Below are 21,460 nucleotides of genomic sequence, written 5' to 3'. Positions count from 1 at the left end.
AGAAGTCGTGGAAACTTTCAAACGTCATTTCCAACGCCATAAACGACTCTATTACATTCTCTTTAGTCTATTATTTATTTACAAACTCGTATTCAACCGGTTCACCGGGCAATACGTTTTAAACAAAGCTCTTTCCGGTTCGATTCAGGGAACCGCGAGTTTTACCGTCACGAAGTTCTCACTTCTGTACGGGTTCACGATGGAAGATGTGACCGTTCGATCGGATTCTTCCTTTGAAAACAAACCCGTATTTTCCTTAAAGGAATTGGATCTTTCTTACAATCTTCCGCTGATCGTTTTGGGAAGGGCCAAACTTTCAAGAATTGCACTCGTTGGATTGAACGTCGATCTGAGACAAAAAAAAGGAGAATGGAATCTTTCCAAACTCTTTCCTCCTTCGGATCAGGTTCCGGAAAAGGAAGAAATGTCCACTCCTCTTGAAGAGATCACAACGTATCTTCCTGTGAGCGCTTATGTTCGGTTCGAACTCAAAGATCTTTTTGTTCACGTTACTTCGGAGTCGGGTCTTTCCTCTTACAAAGCGGGTTTGGAAGGATTCAATCTCGCCTTGGAATTGGATACGGTTCGATTTCGAACGATCCCTTTGAATCTAAGAATTCTTCAGTTGATTGATACGCTTCGTTTTCAATTGAACCCCGAAAAGACGGTTCAGATTTTTTTCGAAGACGATTCCAAATCTCTGAATCAACCTTTTCGAATGAATCTCGAACTCACAAGAGACGATTCCGTCGCCGGAGGCCTTCTTGTTTCGAAGGCCGATATCGGTTCCGATTCGATTCCGATCCGTGTCCGCAATCAACTCTTGGCTCCTTTCGGTTTTGCATTCCGTTATCAACTCGGTTATCTTGAAAAAGAGGACAAACTCAAACTCGAAAGTTTAGAATGGAAGGTGAATCAAGACGTTTGGTTACAAGGCGCGGGTGAGATCACCGGAGTTTCTTCCAAAGAAAGAAACGTTCAATTTGCAATTCAGAAATCTTCGATTCGATTAAAACCGCTCTCCGATTTTTTATCCACGATTCCCGGAATTCCAAAGATGCAGTTGGATGGAGAATTGAGTCTGGCTCCGATCATGATCTCCGGTAAAGACACTCGTTTGAAAGTGTCAGCGGATATTTCCGCAAAAGATCTTCTCGTTTCTATCGCGGGCAAAAATCATAAAATACCGACCTTACGTTTGGTCGCGGATTCTATCCTACATCCTCTCACACAAGAATCTCCGAGCGCGTCCAAACCGCTTCCGATTCTCGAAAATCTGGAATTGAAAGAATTGACCCTCACTTACAACGGGATCGAACTTGCAGCGACGGGAAGCATTCTTCGAGGATCCGAACTCGACTTGAATCTTGCGGTTCAAAAATTAAATCTTACGGAATATGTAAAAACTCTCAACGGTCTTCTCGGACTACAACTGAAGGTCGGCGGTTCATTCCATTCTTTGAATGTACTCGGAGGTGTTCAGATCGGAGGTTTTCGTTTTCCGATGGGAAGGGGAAAATCCTCTCCGATTCCGGTCGGGATGGAAGTCAAGTCTCAGATTCAATTCGAGAAACCCTTTATTCCGAGCGTCGTAAAGCTCGATTCTCTTTTCCTTCTCACAAAAGGAACGGATGGAAAAGAATCCCTCGCGATTTCTTCGAAAGGAATTCTTTTTCTTGAAAAAGGATTTCGAATGGTCCTTTCCTCCTTGCAGCTGAAAACGACGCTCGATCGACTAACACCTACACTTCCTCTTTCTCTTAGGGAAAGTCTGATTCCGGTTCGAAGTAATTTAGGAAATCAAATCAACCTCGATGGGAACGCGGACTACGCTCTTATGGAAGGAGCCCAAACGATTTCAGGAAATCTTCTTTTTGACCTCCCAGGAATTCAAGTTCAGGATTTAAAGCTGGATCTGGACGTTAAGATTGGAAACGATTCTTCCATTACACTTCCGAAATTTACCCTTACTGCGTTCCAATCCAGATTTAGGATGGAAGCCAGCGGAAATCTCCGCAAAGCGGCTAAGACGGAAGAAGGTGTGTTCGGCGATCTGATTCCCGATCTCAAGGGTGGGATCGTTTTTAAATCCGAAAACCCCGCCTATCTTTTTAAAGGGATTACTTTTCAAGGGCTTTTTTCGATCGGGTTTCGTTTGAAAAATTCGATCGCGAGCGGAAGCCTACTTTCAAAAAATACGAACGTCGGTTATGCGAACTCCTTTTGCCCCGGCGAAGATTGTAAACTCTATCAGATCGAAGGAATGAATGCGGAATTTCCGTTTGTCCACGACCTGGCGGTCAAAACGACTGCGAATCTTATCGACGGGAACAAGGAGAAGTTCATCAAAACTTACGGAAGAGTTCCCATCCCGAACTTTACGATCAAACAGATCGTAGGAACTCATCCTTCCATCAGCGGCCTTCCTTTCGACTATGTAAAACCAAAAGCCGGTCAGCCTGGTTTGTCGGCGAGGATCGATTACTCCGAAAACTTTCTTAAATTAGAATATTTGAAAATTCTAACGTTAGACGGTCTCATTACCGGAAAGGATATTCTCGTGAACGTGGGTGAGGGGCGGCCGGAGACGATGGAGTTTAGCGCGGTCGTTCAGATTAAGGATATCGATCTAAAACAACTCCTTCCTCCGAAAAGCAGATCCAAGATCGACGACGGAAAGATCAAGGCCGATCTAAACGTTTCCGGTCGAAATCTCGCGGATCCGATTCCGAATATAAATCTTTTCTTTAGCGTCTTTCAGATCGGACAGGATTTTGCTAAAAGCGCTGTGAATATTTTCACTCCCTCGAACGTATTCACCGATTTTATCTACAATAGTTATGCCGTGGATAAGATCGAAGTGGAGCTTTCTAAGGGGCTTGTCTACGCTGTCATTCAGTTCAAACGTTCTATTTTGAACACGATTATCAATTTGGAAAACAGTCAGATTTCACAGCAAAGAATGCCTCTCGCAAACTTCTTAAAAAGAGCACGATCCGAAATCGACACGTATCAGTGAAGGAGCTCCAACATGAAACCTATTATTCTCAATCGAAACGTTCGTATCTTATTCTTAGGGATTTTATTTTCCGGTTGTATCATCAAATCTCCTTTGATCACGTTCACACAGACTCAGACTTCCTCCGAAAAACAGATGATCGGAGAGGATCGGATTCTAGAGAAGGACGGTTGGCTTATCTCTTCGATCAAAACTTCATCCGCAGGCTCCGAGGTTTGGAAAAAGGATTATTCTGGAGACGCGTATGCGCAAGGAGATAAGAATATTCTAATGTCCTTAAGGGCTCTTGCCTATCTAGCCCCAGAGATCAAAACGTGGAAAGAGGAGGGCTTTCTCGCGGAAGGAAGAGACGGCAAACTTCGAATCAATCCTTCTGCGGCTGAAGCAGGAATCAAAAATGAACTTTCTAAAAAGGAAATCAAATCACGGATCGATTCCCTGATTTCTCTCGCTAACGAACACAGAAACAAAGTGATTTCCGCAAAGATAGACGGGAAAACAAAAACGGATTCAAAGGAATCGTTTGCAAATCTTCGGATACATCTGGAACAAACCTGGTATCGACTCGTGGAAAAAGGCGAATACTACGAAAAGTCCCCCGGCAAATGGGTGCTTAAGGAGTAAGTGATGATTCGTTTCTCCTGGCTTTTCGGTTTTATTTTTCTTTATCAGTGTGCACTTTTGAAATCGAGTGCGAAGATTAAACCGCTCGAGTTTAATTATTCCTCGATTGCGGTTAACTATTTCACTCCCGAAAACGAAAAACCTTTTCCTCTCACAGTTCAAAGAGGAAATAACTTATACAATTCCGCGACCGCCGACGGCAGATATCTTTTTTACACAACGGGACAAAAAGGAAATTACGACATCTGGTTTCGTGATCTCAAAAGTTCGATCACAGTCCCGGTCACGGAACATCCTGCCCCGGAGTTAAAACCCGCGATCAGCCCCGACGGAACCAAGTTGGTTTTTGTTTCCGAACAGTACGATTCTTCCGGGGATATCGTTTTGCTTGAAATGGACCCTTCTTATTGGGCGGAAAAGATTCTCCAAGGAAAACGTTTTCTAAATTCAGATTTTGTTGTATTAACAAATCCTAATTTTTCCGATTCCGGCAAAAAGGACGGTTTTGTAGATACCGATCCTTCTTTTTCTCCAGACAACCGTAGAGTAGTTTTTTCTTCCGATCGATTGAGCCCCGGCGTTCAAAACTTGGTCGTTCTGGACACCGATGAAAAGGAGCCGATGAGACTTTTGACTCAGAACGGCGGAACTTCGCCGGTCTGGTCCGCAGATGGAAAAACGATCACCTATCTTTCCTACGAATCCTCAAACACGGGTGATATCTATCTTTTGGATGTGGCTTCCGGAAAAAAGGAAAGAGTCACTTCGGATCCTTATCTCAACTTTTCACCCTCTCTCTCGACCGATAATCGTTATCTGTTTTATACTTCGATTCGAAACGATACAAATAAAAACGGCCGTTTGGACGAAAGGGACAACAGTTTGATCGTGAGAAAGGATCTAAAAACCGGAGTCGCGCGGCAGCTTACCTCCGGAAACGATTCCCTTTTTGACTCCAAGTTTTCTTCGTTTAACGGAGGTTCGGTTCTTTTTACGGCAGCATATTATAATACTCTTAATATCTATTTTATCCCTGCGTCCGGATCCGTTTCGAAAGAGAAGGATATCATTTCCCAATACGAACTTGCGCTTCAATACAGGGATAAACAGAGTTTCGAAGATTTTCTCCTCGCAATCGACGCGATCGATTTTTATTTTTCCCAAGATCCGATTTTTCCTCTCATTCATTCCAAATCGCTTCTTCTCAAGTACAAGGAAGCTCGCGATTCCGGAAGAAGCTCGGTCGCGGAAAACGTAAAAAAGGAAATTTTTTCAACGCGGCTTCATCCTTCTGCGGGGCTTGCCTACGGTTTATTTTTGGCGGAGGAACGAAAATCCTCGAACGGTTCCGCGATACAGGAACTGAAAAAATACTACGAACAAATCAAAACCGTCGCCTCCGTCTCTGCAAACGTTCTGGCTTCGCTTCTGGAGGAAGAAGCAGATCTTTCCGGGATAGCGGGGGATTTGAAAACATCCCTCAAACTATATCAGGAAATTCTAAACTTGTATCCGAGCTATTATCGGATCAGGGACATCTACCGAAAATCGGGGGATCTCCAGTTCAAAAACGCTTCGATTCATTCTTACAAAATCCCCGAGACGTTTTATTCGATCGCAAACGATCCGAATGCAGGAAAAGAAGATCTTAAACTCCTCTACGCACAAATCGATCGTGAACTTTTAGAAGGTAAGAATTTTTCGGAGAGAATGAGCGCAGCTGATGCGGGAATTTCTACGAATTTCCTGGAGAAAAAATCTCCACGTTTGTTTCAATATTTCTTATATATCAAAGCTCTCGGTCTGAATGGAAAAGGCTCTTTTGAAGAGAGTAATTCTTTGATGAACTCCTTTCTTTCTTCCGTCGCAGAAACCGATCCTCTTTTTTTAAAAGGACATCTTCTGAAATCGGACAACTTCAAAGGTCTTGGAGAGGTTCAAAAGTCCTTCGACGAACTACGGATCTATCTTGAAAAATACGATCCTTTGTTGGGCGTGGATCTTGAAGAGAAAGAAATCGAACGGTCTTTTATATACTTCGAAAACAAAGCGAGGGACCACGATCGAAGGGGAAATCTTCAAGATGCGGCCTTTCACTATTTCTATAATACGGAGAATATGTTTCTCGTAAAGAGCAGAAATCTATTCTTGGAAACCTTGTATAAGGAATACGCCGTATATTATCAAAGGATGATGGTTGATGCTGTCTTTAAACTCGCCGGCTTTCTTAGCGAAGAAAAACAAAAGGCTCTTTTGAAACAAATCGACATCATCGATATCGCGAGCGTCGATCCTCTTGCGGAAGAAGGGCTCGCTTATATAAATCAGTATTATAAAATTGCGGTTCCTAGATCGCGTCCCGTTTTGGATCTGGCGACTCTCTACGGCTATTCTTATTATTTGGTCAATCGAAGTGTGATTCGCGAAAGCTATTATAACGCCGCCGATTCGATGACTTCAGCGAGAAAGGAGGAGATTCTCCGAGACTTTAAACAAGCTGAATATGAATTGAGATGGATCATCTTTGCCGATCCCCGATATTACGAAGCCTATCAGCTTTTGGGTTGGATGTATCAGTATATAGACATTTTAAAAGGGAGAAAATCCGGGGAAGACCAGCCGACCGACGAGGAAAAATATTCAGGAGTGTATAAGAAATACTTTCCGGAAAAAAACTTCGAGGAAAACATCGAACTCTACAGTCAGGTTCTCGAACTCTTAGGCGAGAATTTCGAGAATAAAAAGGCACTTTCCGATCTCAGATTGAATCTCGGAAACAACTACTTCCTATTAAAAAATTATCCTAGAGCTAACGAACAGTATTCTAAGGTCGATTCTCTTTCCAATTACATCATTTCAAAAACGCAATTTGAGAATTATCGTCAAAAGGCAATGTTTCTTTTTAATTCCGCGAGATCTTCGATCTATGTGGCGGACTATAAATCGGCGGTCGGCAAACTCAAAGCCGCCGCGGGTTTGTACTTTGAAAACGAGTCGAGAAAAACTTTGGCGGGAAAGGAAGGACCGGAAAAACTTCAGCAGTATAAGTTTAAGTTAGCCCTGCTTTTCACGTTAACCGGTCTTTCTTATATGGAATCCGGAGAATTTTCAAACGCGGTTTTGTTTTATAAGGACGCGCTTTCACTCAACGGAGACAAAGGTTGGATCGATCCGGTCAATCTTCATAACGGACTCGCGCTCTGTTATCAAAAATTAGGAAAATTTAAATTATCGGAATCTCATCTACAAGATGCTGAAAAAATCTCCTCCGGAAGAGGAGGGGATTGGATTCCCAAGGGTGTGAAGATTACTTTTTGGGATTATTTCTGGGACTTTGTCTGGGATGTGGCGGTTCCGGACGGAGTGAGAATTTCCGGGGAAGGAAGATTTCCTGAGGCGATTTCGCCAAAGTTTCAACCTTTGATGACAAGTGGAATTAGAGTCAATAATCTCATTCACTCCTACGAAATCGAAAAGGCGATTGAAGAGATTAACGCCCGTCTTTCCTACGTGAAATCCAAGGGACTCGGCCGCACTCTTGCGGGCGCTCTCATTCGATCCAATTCGTTTAATGATTTGGGATATCTACGCTTCAAAAGAGAGGAATTCAAAGCCGCGATGACCCTCTATGAAGACGCTGAGAAGTTCGAATCGGATCAAGGATTTGTATCGAAGGCGCGCATTTCCTTTCGAAGAGGGCTTTATTCTTTTTTTGCGCACCTGGAGAACTCCAAGGAAGATCCGAACTTGGAATCGGAAACCTTACAAACGGCTCTGGAAACTTTGGTAGGTTCAAAACAAGATTTTGTGAATCGTTGTCTGGGTGATGCTCAATATATCGAAGAGATGATCCACTCGGAACGAAAAAAGTGCCACCTTCGGTTTTACGCCGCAAATCCTGATCACGATCCAACGCTTGCATTAGTATATTATTATTTAGGAGAGCAGTTCTTTCGTCTCGGAGAATCGGCTTCGGCCTTTGAGATGTTCGGTTTGTCCGCAGGGCTTCTGGAAAATCCGTCCCAGGTTCCGAAGGAGGTAGTCGGATTGCCTGCGGATCCGTATTCGAGAAGAGAAAGAATTTTGCATTCTTTGAGCAGAGCCGCTCTTTACGTTCGCTTGGGGGACGAAGAAAGAGCCAAAAATCTTTTGGAACTATCTGCGGAATCCGCGAATGAATTTTATTATATCCAGGAGTGGATCGAATGTCTCGTCGTTCAGGCCGAAATTTTACAAAACGAAAAAAGTTACACGAGGGCAAAAGAGAAAATAGACAAGGCATCCGCTCTTCTCCTATCTCATCCCCATCTGATCGGAGAACTTAAGTTTTTTGTAATACACAGACTTTTTAAAATACAAGCCGAGATTTATTTCGAGTCAGGGAGGTTGGCGGAAGGATTTAAGAGTTTAGATCGTCTTCATAAGATCAATTTGTATCGGCAGTTCGTAAGAATCCCTCACGAATCGGAAGACTCGGGGTTTACGGCGGATGTAAATCAACTTCATGTTCTTCTTAAAAAACAAAAGTTCGCGTACGCTGCGATTCAGAACCTGTTGGAAAAAAAAGAAAAGTCGGATTCCGCACAAAAGGACTATCAAGGTTTTGCAAAGGATCTGGATAAAATTCTTACCAAGATAAAAACCAAAAACCCGAACCTAGACGGGTATGTGGGAATTTTTTCGGAGGAACCTTCAGCACAAGTGCTTCTCGGTGACGGAGAGGGTTATCTGAGAATGGAATCATCCAATTCTAAGATAAAAATCTATCGAGCCGGTTCCTCGACGGAAGAATATCTAACGTTGAACGGAGATCCGAAAGAAGTTTTAAAACAAATCTCAAATTCCGGTAAGGTCCCTTTTGCAAGTCGGAAGGTTTGGTTTGTGCAGCTGGACGGCGGAATCAATCTTCAATCCTTACAAGAGAGCCTTCCCCAAAAACATTCCTTGGTTTTTAGGCCTTCTCATCTCAGACCCCTTCAAGAAAAGGATTTCAGACCACTCAGATCTGCGGCCCTTATGGAAGGATCACCTAACAATGATTCTACTTTAAGAATAAAAAAGACGGAGTCAAACCGGATTCTTTCCAGGCTGTTGGATACGGATTTGATAATTTCCCTTTTTCCAAAAGTGGAAGGCGACAATTCCTTCGGTGAGAGTTTTTCCGCGAAAGAACTCGCGCTGAAAGACCTTTTTCACAATCGTAATGAAATCTCATCCGCCTTATTTTACGGAGAAGATTTTGAGGATCTCGGGAAAATATCCGAAGCTTACGAACTCTTAAGCGCTTCCGGTATTCGAAATGTCTCGCTTTGTAAGCTCAAACAAAACTGTTCCGAAAACCCACCGGAAACGGTTTTAGAAAAACCTCTTCCTGGAAATATCTTCGTGGGTGCGAGTATTTTAAGAATTAAATCCGATTACAAAATCGGAAACAAGTCCTACGAATCAGCTCGAAATCACGAAAGAAAAGATCAGATTCGAGAAGCTTATTCTCACGCTTTTTCATATCGTTCGGTGAATACTGAGACAAGTCCCGTCGTTTCGGGAGAATTGGATCTCCTTCGTCTGAAGTGGAAACTTTCCACGGGAGTTTCATTAAAGGATATCTATTCAGATGTTTTGAATAATAAGGATGAAAAGGATTCGGTTCTTTTTTCGGCGCTTTTGACCTGTTACCTGGATCAGAATCTGCAGGATTGCGAATCTTATTCTCCCCAAGATGTGGATAATTTAGAAAAAAAGAATATTCTTTTATCCTTATATTCTCTTAGGAGCGGTATCCCGGTTTCCCCTGAATCGCTTCGTGTGTCGCCCAAGTGGATTGCATCGTTTTACGATCCTTATTCTTATTACAAAAGGATACTTAAAATTTCCAGAAATCTCTACGAGTGGGAAGTCGGAGATTTTGCTTATAACAACGCGCTTGTGTTGGCGACCGATTCCGAGGAGACAAAAGAGGTGGAAGAAATTCAACAAAGTCTTCTGGCTCAGAAATATTTTTTGCAGGGATCCAATCTTTCTAAGAATCAGATTTTTAGAAAGGAGGAATTGTATCTCATTCTTTCCGGCAAATGGGACGCGGCTTTTGAAGTTCTAAAGAAAAAAGAAGCTGAAGAGGATACCGGTAAGTTTCGGGAAAGGTTGTTTTTGAATTGGAAACGAGAAATTACGGGCGCTTGGTTTTCTCCGTATTCTTTATACTCGGAAGTTTACGGAAATTCTTCCAAACTGTTCGAATCCTTGGATCCAGAAGAGAGAAGTCTTCTTTATCATCTGATTTTGTACGCGGTTCCGTTTCAGGAAAACGAGGAGGCCGATCTTTTGGCGAATTCCCTTGTGGAATTCGAATGGGGTATCGGGGCGAAATCAAGAGCTTTAAGAATGGTATTAGGTTATTCTCAAGCGCTTTTGTCTCGAGGAGAATTGGAGAAGAGCCGAAATTGGATCGAAAAAATCGGTTCGGAATACAAGATCGGCAATGAATACAAAATCATATTCAAAGAAAAGAATGTCTTTTTAGAAAAATTAGATTTTCATAAAAATCAAAAAGTGGGAACCGTTTCCGGTACGGAACGGGGAGAATGGCTTCCGTTATACGATAAGGTCGTGTCCAAGCCGCCGACCGAGTTTGTAGAATTCTTAAACGTTTTTGTCCGTTCCAAAAAAGGAAAACCGTTTCATTCCAGGGATCGCATCGAACTTTTGGATTTGATCACATTTTTGCAGAAGTTATCCTTTAGAAAGAACAACTCGGAAGTTTTTTTCGATCTTTCTTTGGCGAAAGACTTGGTTTCTATGAGCAGGCCTTTGGTCTTAAATCACAACGCCGATTACAAGGATATTCCAGTGTTCGCATCGGTTTCGGAACGTCTCAAAGAAAAACTTCCGAAGGACCAGGAATTTTTATCCGTGATGGATCTCGGTTTGGAATCGTTTTATATTCGTTTTGTAAAGGGAAAGTCGAAGGGGGATCTCGCGATTAAGGACAATCGTAAGTTTCGAGCCTCCCTTTTTCAATATCTCGAAGAAGCTTCCCGTGGCGGATACGAGGTTTTACTTCGGGAAGAGTTGGAAAACGAATATAGAAAAAGCATCAAACTCGCGAAGAACAAACTCACGTATCTCTATTTGAGTTCTTATCATTTTCGAGTTCCTTTGGTCCCTAGAACGGAAGACCGTTTTTATCTTGTAAACGACCCGGAATCTTTGATCGCGAATCCGGTCTTTTCCACTCAGGAAGAATTCAACCCGGAATATCAGATTCAATTTTTAGCAAGTTCCAAACCGGAAGCAGTCTGGCAAAAGACCTTGAAGGATCTACAAACCTTCGAGATCGGCTCGGGCGATCTTGGATCCGATCCCAAGAGTCGTTTGTATGTTCTTCAATATCCTCTTGAAATCGTAAATCAGGTAAGCTTGACGATCGGCGGGAGAAACGTTTCCGATTCCTTGGGGCCCCAGAGAAAGGGAAATTGGATTTTTACTTCTTCTTTTTTGGATGAGGAAAGATCCGATACTATCAATTATAGGGACACCTTTTATTGGCTTGCTCAAGGGTTTATCGGTCCGGGGGTAATTTTTATCGGCGAGCAAAGTGATACCGCCCACGTCGACTTTTTAAAACGCCTAACCAAAAGAAGCCGAACAAAAGTTCCGCTCTATATTCGTTTTCAAGAATCTTTGGATGCGATCAAGGAAGCTTATCCGTTGGATCGTGTTTGGAACGGCTATCGATTGTATACGAACAGTTTGATTCTGGAAGAATGATCTCTTGAAACACTTCTTCGAAGTTATCTCGGAGTGTTGGGTCTTTTCAATGATGGGACGATGCTTCGAAATCTACGCGTTTTTTTACTCACAAGTTGAAAGCGATTTGGATTTCACTCGGATTCTAAGAGGAATTTTGTAGGAGTTCCTACAAGGGAATTTTGACTTGTAAAAAGTGAAATTCTGTGATAGAGGAAAATTTCCGGAATTTTTCCACCACCCGCCCCACCACCCAAGATCAGGGCGGGGCGCGCGACTTTCACGGAGGAGCCGTCGTAGTTCCGACAGATTCTCCGAAGATATAGACAACTTGTGGGTAAAGATATGCTTTTTTAAAGAGGAACTAAGATCGGGAAAAAGCGGCACTCCATCCTGTAATATTTTTTTTGAGAAAGAATTCGAACGGAATTTCCTTTTTTTCGAGCGAATTCGATCCAGTAAAAATTAGAATCTTAGAATATTCTAAAATGAAAAAATATCAGCATCAAGGAGTGCAACTTCCGTTGTATTCGAAAGCTCCGATCGAATATCCGAAAGAGCCGGTCGGAACCGGGGCTGGAAGGACGTTCGCCGTCCTCGTAGCGCCTCGGATATCACGCTGATAGATTTGTGAAAGAGGAAAAGGATATCCGGGATCAACTCCTCCGTAAACCGAGTTACATCGTGAGTTCGAGTTTAGAAGAAAAACATCCAGATTTCCGGTCGGTGTTGGAAAAAGCGGATCGTGACTGAAATTCCTCGCGGCCAAATTCGTAAGAAGGGTGATACAAAAATTTGATTCCCTCAGGTTGGCGGGTTCCGGTCCGCAAAGACGGAAGGTTCCGCCGGGAAAGGTTTGGACCGGAATGTTACATCCGAGAAAGTTATTTCCTCGGATATCGGATCCGGCGTTCACGCTGTTGACGTCATAGTTCATACAAATCCGATTGGTCGCGGTAGGATTCGTACTAAACTGATTGTTGACCACGTTTACATTCAGAGGTCCGGTAGATTGGTGATGGATTCCGTAAGAACGGGTGGTTCCGCTTCCTCCGTAGATCGTATTGTGTAAAACGTAAAAGTTCGGAGAGTTGATCGATAGTGCCTGGATACCGCTTGAAGTTGTAGCCGTAACTGGAGGAGTTCCGTTGACATGAAAAGCGTTGATGATGTTATTCGCGATCACCAAAGATTGAGTCGTATTGTTCACAGCGTTGTTGACCGTAATTCCTATAGAAGAGTCGAGACCGTCGTTTAGATTTAAGTGAGAACCGGCGCTGATCGAGTTATTCAAAACCAGACCTTGTGTTCCATTTAACAAACGTAGGCCGACCGACATAGAGTTGCCGCTCCCGCCTAAAATATAATTTCCAGAAACTACAAAGGATGGGGAAACGCTGGAAGCATAAACCCCCGATCTTGTAAGCATCAGGGCGTAGGGGGTCGCGGAATTGGAACCGAGAATGATGTTTCCGTCTATCGAAAGCGAGCTCGCGCCCGTATTGATATTATTCAACCAGATTCCCGTCGAAACTTGGTTATTCGAATTGGTAATGATCGTAAAACCTTGAATCAGGATGTCTGACGTGAGAGCGAGGGCGCCGCCTGCGATCGGAGTACAGGACGTGGGGTCGTTCGCACCGCAGACGCCGCCCGCTACGTCGTCCCGAATCGTGGTCTGAAAGGCGGTAGTATCTCGAAATTGAAAGTCGGGTCTAAATCCTCCTAAAAGTTGCAGTCGGTCGATCAACATAATCCGGTCTGGGATCGTAGCGATGGAGTAAACTCCTTGAGAAACGAGAACGAAACAAGGAGAAAGAACATTACACTGAGAAATCGCATATTGAATACTCGCGCAAGCCGTCGCGACGGTGCTACAAGCGCCCGCGACTGCGCCTCCCGCGCTCACGTACTTTATCTGATTCGTAACCGCGTAACTCGTGGGTCGAGGAAGATTGAAAGGACGATTGGTTCCCGCTTCCGTACAACCCGCGAGTTGGAGGCACTGCCTAAGACCGTTATTCCAGTTTGGGTTAGGGCTGATCGTAAGTCGATTTCCGCTATAGTTTGCGGCGACCGGTACGAGGGCGGCTGCGCTCAGGTCCGCCAAACACGTCGCAGGCGGAGCGACAAAATTACAGCTCATCGGCGTGACCGGTTTTGAAAATGTAAAAATCAGATTGTCATTCGGACCGATCACAGTTTGATCGACTGGCAATGAATCAATCAGACTCAAACAATTCACGTTGAGTGTCACGGGTGCGCCGTTGACGGTTCCTGCGGCTGCAGGAACCGGTTCCAGGATACAATTGTGTTTGTTCGGATTTGAAAGAATCGCGGCTGAATAAGAACCTAAATCGGGAACCTGAGCCGAAAAGGAATAGGTTCCGTCGGTCGTAAGATTCAGGGTATCTACCGCTCCGTTTCGAACGGAAAGAGTTCCGGTCGCGGAGCTTGCAATTCCAAAAACATTGAGATTGAGAGCGAAAAATTTCGTTCCGCAGTTGATCTCGACAAGATTAGAATCGGGACTTAAAATTCCCGTAGGATTGGTAATGACGCAGGTTTGGCTCGGGGTCGTGACCGGTTGAGAAAGAATTGAAATCGTAAATTCGGAATACTTCGATTTCTTTTTCAAAAATTCAAAATCTCCGTTTCCCGTGATCGACAGGTTTTCGGAATCCTGATCCGAGATCGTAAAAGACGCGCCGTTCGCAAGCCCTTTTACCCGAACCCTAAGTTGGATCGGAGTTTGAGCGTTGGTCAGATAATTGGAAAAAACTGCCGTATCAATAAAAGAACTTCCATCGGGCTTCGGAACACAAGCTACGAGCAGCAGACAGATAAGGATCAAAAACAAAAATGAAATCAAAGGGTGTTTGGAATTGGAATGTTGTTTCATTGATTTAGAAAGATATAACTTGAAAAGACAACAAATGCCCACCTTCAATTTAGTTCATTTTTTAGAATTCGGATTCACTTCTTATAGAGTGGGAATTCTCAAAAAATTCGAGGGAAGGTTCGGGAAATTCTTTACGAGCGAATTTGGGTTAAGAATGAGGTGATCTACCGGCCCCAAAAGGGGACTCGAGCGCCAGACTCGTTTTTAGAAGTTTAGAATTTGAATTTTCGTCCTTCGCAGTGCAGTGTCGCGTGAGAAGATCCCTCCATTTTAAAAAAGGAAATTTCTCCGAATGTTTTTTTGAGGAAAGAGCTTTGTGGGCGAACTCAACAAAAATCTCTTTCTAATCAGGCGATCCTTCTTACGAGTTGGAAAGCCATTTAGAACCTATCTCAAAACCTGATCGTAGTAAGCGCCATCGATTGAAACGGTAGTTCAGAATAATGCGCCGGCGATTTCCGCACATTCGTCCTTATAACGGTTCCGGAAAATTCGAACACTTGATTGAGGTTCCATTTTGATTGGAGTTCCTGCATTCCGCGAAACTCAGCTTATAGCTTCTAAGAGAGCTCGATGGGCTCCTGGGGCAAACTCTTAGAATCCACAAGACCGCAAAAAGAATATTTCTTGAAATCCAAAAGAAGCGGAAAGAAGAGATTAATACTTGCGAAAAGTAGAATATACTGATAGATAAAAGTGATCCTGGGTTATTTCGCCCTTTGTATCGGACCCTCAAAGATCAATGTGGAACTCCCGATTCGTCGCGATGCGGACAAAATCATTCGTTTTACAAAGATTTGTCGAACATAGTTCGAATGTTTTAAAAAATTCAAAAAAGGATCTAGGATCAGAGAAAAGACGGTCTTAAAAATCATTCTAAGATTTTTTGAAAGAAAGAATTCTCTGAAATGGAAAAGGAAAAAAAGGCGTTCCCGTAGGTAGCGAATAAAAAATTTCCTCTTTTGGTAACGTATTTCAGAGAATCAAAACAGTACAATTTATCTTTGCGAGAATCGTATTCTTCTCCGTTCTGATCCTCGTTCGAATTTTCGGATGGATTGTAAACTTTTGCAGGAATTTCCACATAGGTTTTGGATTCCCTTTCCTCAAAAAGTTCGAATAAAGGACGGATTTTCTTTTCGATCCGATCCAAATATTCATACGAATGATCAAAACCGAAGAGGATGTTTCCGTCAGAAAGAGAAAGACAATCTACGGGTTCTTGACGAATCGCAATTGGCTCTTCTTGCGCTTGCAGATTTTTATCCAAAAGAAGAATCGAAGAAAATTCTTTTTTCCCTTTTTTTGCTTCTCCGAAGAGAAGGATTTCTTCGCCGTTTGGGAATATTTTGGAAGGTTTAAAATTTGGAAAGCTCCGTTTTTCGATTTCATCCAATTTGTCATCGAGAATGGAAATGGAATATAATAATTCTCTGTTATTCGTGAGTAAAAAACGATTCTGGAAAGGAAGGAGTTTTTCCACGAATCCATTATCAAATTTTTGCATAAATATCGGTTGGAACGAATTCGGTTTTTTTAAATCTACGATTCCGATCCCTTCCCAGTTCATTGCGAGAATGGCCCGTTCCTCCCGTATTCGCAAATCATAGAGGTCGTGTCCCAACAGAATATGGGATTCTATAAACTTAGGATTGGAAATTTCGGTAAGATCAAAAACATGAAGCGCTCTTCGGCTTTCTGTCGCATACAACTTGTCTTTGTGAATGGCAAGACTGCCGATCGATTTTTGAAATCGTATCGAATCGACTAATTTCGGATCCTCAGGACATGTCAGATCAATAACGTGGATTTCCCGCGCGAGTCCGTACATCTCATACACGAACGCATGACTTTTGTGAATTACGAAACGGTTTGCAGAATTTAATGGGATTCTTTTGAGAAGTTTTAACTGCGGTTTATACATTTGTTTTCCTCAATTGAGAGAGTTTAGAAATTCTTTATATGTATGATTTTCGCAGATCGTTGAAAAGTCGGTTTCGGATTGAATCTTTTCGCGATCGTAAGTTTTAGGTTCGAGAGAAACCGCTTCTTTCAGAAAGGAAATCGCTCGCGTCGGATCTTCCAGCTTGGAATACAAACAAGCGGCGTTGTATTTTGCCATAGCAAAATACTTTCGAAAGATTACCGCATATTGTTCGTTGATATCGGGTCCGATAATTTTTTCCATATCCAAGGCCATTTCGTTTTTTTGATAATCGAAACGACTCCAATCCATTGAAAAAAGATTTTGAAAAATTTGCTTTGCCTTTTCCAAATTTCCGCTTAGAATGTGCATTGCGCTGAGGTTTCCCGCGACCAGTACATATTCGGGTTTCCGTGAGTCCGTTTTTTGCAGAATCCGATCCGTAAGTTCTTCCAATTCTTCCAATTGGTTTTCGTTTTGAAAGGCCCAGTGGATCGAAAGAAAACTATTTATGATCGTTTCATTATCCAGAGTTCGTACTGCTTTTACGATCGGTTTTGAATTCTTCTTTTCTTTCAAAAGATGAAAAAGGGATTTTGCGAGTTCTTTGGAGTCGATGTCTCCGTAATTTCGAATGAAGTAGGAAAGGTGTTCCAAAAAAAGAGGATGGTCGACTAGTTTTTCCTTTAAAAAAGGGTCTTGATAAAATAGTTTTAAATAGGAAAAAATCGATTCCTCTTCGGTTTCCCATTCTAAGGATTGAAAAAGGGAGGTTTCGAATTGTTTCGAGTGTTTGATCAACTTGGAAACAAGAATCAGATTTAAGGAAGAGTTTCCAGGTTTTAGATAAGAAATCATTGTTTCCATGGAAAGGGTGTCTAACGTGGAAAGTGTTTTGAATTCTTCCTTTTTTTGTTTTAAGAATGTATCGTGTGTTTCCAGGATAATTTTGGAATATTCCTCCTCTAAGACTTTCGAAAAAAGATCCATTTTAAACGAGCCGAGCGTTCCCGAAAATTTTCCATCCATATAGAAATGTTTTTCGAAAAGATCGTTCGCCTTATCGTAAAAAGCATAAACTTCTTCCGAGGAAATTCGACTCCAGTCTTGATGGGTTTGTAAACAGTATAAGAAAAAGGCTTTGTCGAGAACGTGGTCTTCTTTCCAGAGATTCGGAAGGATCGTTTTTAATTCTTCCATCGCCTCTTTTAATCCGTAATTTGTTTCGATCGTTTTGACTTTTAAAAAGAGCAAGAACGGATTTTTGGGAAGTTCGATTAACGTTTGTTCGAGAATCTCTTCGGTTTTTTCCTTTCTTTTCACGAAAGCTTCCACCGCCTTCGAGGAGATTCCGAGTTCGAAGGTTTCTTGTAACTCTTTTGAGAGTGATAGTTTCGGTTTGAGAAGTCTAAGAATTTCCGTCGTTTCCGCTAAAATTTTAAAATAATCTTCGTTTCCTTTTTTAGCGGATTTCCTTTTAGACTCCGAATAAAAAAGAGCGAATCTTTGCAAAAGATCGAAAGGTTGATCCTGAAGCGCTTGAAGAAAGGAGCGAAAAATAAAATCTCTTTCCTTTCTCTTTTCAATGTTTTCGTAATAGAGTTGAAAACCGGGCGGGCTGTCGTAGAGAAATTTCTCCCAGACGGAGGAAGAACTGAGGGATTCGGGAGAATTTTCGATCGTTTCCGCAAAACTTTCCCATCGATTCGCGGGCGCCTGTTTGGACCACTTCGAATAAAATTCTTCCATATAGAATTCGTTTCTTTCATGCAGTTCGTGGATGAGGGGGTGGATATCCTCCGCACCGATCTCGTAAAAAACGGGAGCTAGGTTTCGCGTAACGTCTTCATTGAAATAGTCTCGATTGTATCTTTCTAAAACGTCTGTGAGAACCGGAACCACGACCTTGGCTTGGTGGCCGAGAGGAATCAGTCGATCTTCGAAGATAAAATCCCAGGGCTCGCCGAACCAAGGAAATTTTTCCGGCATACAACGGACCAAACCGATCATCTGTTTTAGATATTCTTCGGTTGCGCTTTTTAGAATCGGACTGATTTGAGATTCCCAGTCGTCTAGAGAAAGACGCGATTGAATTTCCATGGCTCTCAACTTAAAACCTGGATGAGGAAGTTCTTGTAGACGGAGAAGCGCTTCCGAAAAAGAGGATCCCAATTCTTCCCTTCGGTTTTTTGGAATTCCCAAATAGGAATCAATCAGCGTATATGAGAATTCTTGAATGTATGGAAGGGCGTCTTGATAGGAGTCTTCGAGAGGTTGGGGAGAATTTAAAAAGATTTCTTTCTGAAAATTGTTTGCCGTTTCCAAGTGAAGATCCGGATCAAGGTCGGCGAGTCTCCAGAAAAAACTCGAAAAATAGGATGGTGGATACAGTTGGACTTTTTTCCAAAACACTGATAATTCCGATTCATTCAACACGGAAGTAGAAGTTTTATTGGAGCTCAGATCGGAATCGGCGATTTCATTTTTTACGGACGGTCTTCTCCAGTTAGGCTTTCCGATCACAGTTTGTGTTCTTTGGAGAGATTGTTTTGCCGCCATAAGGAGCAATTCTTTCCATTCTGGATGAGAATTTACGAGTTTGAGAAGACGCTTGTATTCTTTTTGATCCGGTTTTTCTAGATAGTCGATCGCAAAGAGGAACTCCTCTTCGGGGGAAGTTTGATTCTTTTCTTGGGAAGAGGATTGAATCAACGCGAAGTGCGGATTCTCTTTTAAAGATTCGAGTTCGATCGCGGGAAGAATTTCCAAAAGAAAAGGTTTTCCCTTATAGTCGTAACATTCTTGGGAATCGATCAGAACGTAAAACGGGAATACCTTCGGAATTTTGGCGAATCGTTCTTCCTTGAATAAAGTTCCTACGATTTCGCTTATCATTTTTGAAAAGAGAAGTAATTTTGTATGAACGTGGAGATCGTTTCCTTTTATTTTTTTTCCCTGAAAGGAGATCGGATATTTTCCCTCTTTGAGGTCGTAAATAAAATCGTAATATTCGGAGGATTCTTCCGGAGGATAGGAGTCAGCGTCCCAGATGATCTCATGATTGAGTTCGAGGGCTGAAGACGTTTTTTTTTCGGAAGAATCGAAATGTATGGAGTCCATCACCGCGTTGCAGAATTCATAGTCGCTCATCTTAAAAAGGAAACCGTTGAAAGGCTTAAAACGATGTTTGAGGAGATTGTCTTCGGTAAGGCTATCTTCCAGATTTTCTAAAATTCTTCCGATACGGCTTTCGAGAGGTTCTGAAAAGTGAAACGCTGTATTCAATTCTTGAAAGTGTTGAAATAATTTTTTTATAGAGTTTGCGTCTTCTTCGTAATGAAAATCGGTGGGTTTACCCTTTTTATTCTGACATTCTTCCTTTTGGAAGATCGACGATAAGAGCTTAAAGGCGCCGTCAAAATCGAACCGATCCAGGTAACTGAAGAATTGAGAATGATAATCGGAAGTTGTTTCTTCCTGCGAGAGAGAAGGGTGGATAATCATATTTACCTCGGAATCGATTTTGGACTCTGGTCCTTTTTGTTTTCTTCCATAGGTTTTCCAATTCTACGGTAGAATTTGTGTAGATAACAGAGAACAAATGGAAAGTCGCATTAAAATTTTTGAGAAAAATATCAAATTACAATTTGATAAAATTCGGATTCTCGGAATCGTCGCGAAGTTTTCGTTCCGTCGCTTCGAGCTCTTTTCAATGTAGAATCGATTTGAGACTTTTTTATGGAACGATGATTTTTTGGGTTAGGTAGTGATCTGAAAAACCGCCAAGCCCGTCCAGAACTCGATATGAACTCACAACAACACAGGCGTTGTCATAGGTTTGTGTATCGAGGGTTTTTTTGGGAGTGGAATGGGTTCCGGTTGGAACCGGAATCGGCGGTTCTTCAACGCCGAATTCTATATAAGAGAAAGGAGTGGGGCCGGTTCCTCCGGAAGGAGTTGAAGTTGTCAGATCCAGATAGAAATAATCCTGAACCGCTGCCGTAGTGTCTTTTGCGGTCAGCTCCATCGTGTTTCCGTTTAAATCCACTTGAACACAATGTTCCGCACAGTTCCCGATTGTAGTGGGCGCGTTAAGCGCTCCCGCGCAAGGTCCGCCGGGTGCTGTCGGCGGAATAGAAATAATTTCTTTCGAAGATTTCCCAAAAGAATTGGAAGCAACGATGATGATTTTGTAACGTTGTGTGATTTCGGGTGAAAAAAAACTGAATCGATTCGGAAATAACGTGGAATCCGGATTGAGTTTCTCCTGCATATAGTTCCGTACGCTTATTCCGTCCCCGTTTAGGGACATCAGACTCGGTCTTCCTAAGTAAACTTTGAGAGTTGGAGAGGGTGGATTGTTTTCAAAGGATACATCCACTTGGATTTTCTGTTCTCCGCTTCCCACATTAAGATAAGCGGTTTGAACCGTTAGCTCTTTTAAGATCGGTCGATTCGGAGATTCTCCCGGAATAAAAGAATCGGCGGGATCGCTGGTGATGGTTTGGGAGTTCCCTGCGAGGAGGGCCACGACTAAAATCGCTAAATTACTGTTAGTCGAATCTATTTTACAGAACTGAAGAGAAGTCGCAAAGAGGAGGAGAGTCAGAATTTGCAGATAAGAAATCAGAGAGTTTTTTCTTTGAAAAGTTATTTTGGAATCTATTTTTTTCTTCATTTTCTTAACTTTCTCCTTAGTTGGATTTCAACCTTTCTCTTCGTTTCTGCAAAAAAACTGAATAAACGATTCTTTGAACAATATTTCATTCTATCGAATGTGTGAATTCGTCTTGGATGGATAGAAAAGAATTCGAGTCCTATTTTTTCAAGACCGAATGTGAATTTATAAAAGAGTATTTTATAAAAAGGGAATGTAGGGAAAGACATCCGGTTGATCGAGTGCTATCATGTGTGAATCGTATTGTAAGTCAGAATTTTTGCGGAAATAAAATACGCCGTCTAACGTAGAAAAATGAATTCTTTTTTGCATGTTTCTGCAAATTTAGATTCGAATTTCGAAAGAATGGATTTGTCGGCTGAAAATCGCTTTGAAGGGGCTTTGGATTCTTCTAAAAAGTAGGAACTCCTTCGTTTTCACAGTCTTCTTCTAAAAAGTAGGAACTCCTTCGTTTTCACAGTCTTCTTCTAAAAAGTAGGAACTCCTTCGCTTTCACAGTCTTCTTCTAAAAAGTAGGAACTCCTTCGTTTTCACAGTCTTCTTCTAAAAAGTAGGAACTCCTTCGTT

8 protein-coding genes are annotated in these 21,460 nt (G+C 42.3%); 3 read left to right on the top strand and 5 right to left on the bottom strand.

The features are described from left to right. Positions 1-7 precede the first annotated feature (7 nt). From JWG45_RS21920 to JWG45_RS21910, 3 genes are read left to right on the top strand one after another with little or no spacing between them, the layout of a single operon-like run. Positions 8-3,019 carry an LIC_11026 family protein gene (locus JWG45_RS21920; protein WP_205281735.1) on the top strand — a complete coding sequence of 1,004 codons (3,012 nt, stop codon included), beginning with the start codon at positions 8-10 and terminating at the stop codon, positions 3,017-3,019. A 12-nt stretch (positions 3,020-3,031) separates the two neighbouring features. Continuing rightward, positions 3,032-3,643 carry a DUF1318 domain-containing protein gene (locus JWG45_RS21915; protein ID WP_205281734.1) on the top strand — a complete coding sequence of 204 codons (612 nt, stop codon included), beginning with the start codon at positions 3,032-3,034 and terminating at the stop codon, positions 3,641-3,643. A 3-nt stretch (positions 3,644-3,646) separates the two neighbouring features. Continuing rightward, positions 3,647-11,410: a PD40 domain-containing protein gene (locus tag JWG45_RS21910; RefSeq protein ID WP_205281733.1), complete on the top strand. Its 7,764-nt coding sequence runs from the start codon at positions 3,647-3,649 to the stop codon at positions 11,408-11,410. Positions 11,411-11,523: 113 nt separating this feature from the next. On the opposite strand, the gene JWG45_RS21905 is transcribed toward JWG45_RS21910, so the two are convergent. The 5 genes from JWG45_RS21905 to JWG45_RS21885 form a co-directional block, all read right to left on the bottom strand. Beyond that, positions 11,524-11,673 carry a hypothetical protein gene (locus tag JWG45_RS21905; RefSeq protein ID WP_205281732.1) on the bottom strand — a complete coding sequence of 50 codons (150 nt, stop codon included), beginning with the start codon at positions 11,671-11,673 and terminating at the stop codon, positions 11,524-11,526. 221 nt (positions 11,674-11,894) lie between these two features. After that, the gene (locus tag JWG45_RS21900) at positions 11,895-14,291 is read right to left on the bottom strand and encodes a hypothetical protein (protein ID WP_205281731.1); all 2,397 of its coding nucleotides are present in this window, start codon (positions 14,289-14,291) and stop codon (positions 11,895-11,897) included. Positions 14,292-15,162: 871 nt separating this feature from the next. Next, positions 15,163-16,215 (bottom strand): LVIVD repeat-containing protein, encoded by a 1,053-nt coding sequence (locus JWG45_RS21895; RefSeq protein WP_205281730.1) that lies wholly within the window; start codon positions 16,213-16,215, stop codon positions 15,163-15,165. 9 nt (positions 16,216-16,224) lie between these two features. After that, on the bottom strand, positions 16,225-19,719 hold the full coding sequence (locus tag JWG45_RS21890; RefSeq protein WP_205281729.1) for a TPR end-of-group domain-containing protein: 3,495 nt from the start codon (positions 19,717-19,719) through the stop codon (positions 16,225-16,227). 232 nt (positions 19,720-19,951) lie between these two features. Next, on the bottom strand, positions 19,952-20,893 hold the full coding sequence (locus JWG45_RS21885) for a hypothetical protein (protein WP_205281728.1): 942 nt from the start codon (positions 20,891-20,893) through the stop codon (positions 19,952-19,954). Positions 20,894-21,460 lie beyond the last annotated feature (567 nt).

The sequence above is a fragment of the Leptospira ainlahdjerensis genome, from assembly GCF_016919175.1.
GTDB lineage: Bacteria > Spirochaetota > Leptospiria > Leptospirales > Leptospiraceae > Leptospira > Leptospira ainlahdjerensis.
This window is presented reverse-complemented; position numbering and strand designations above follow the sequence as displayed.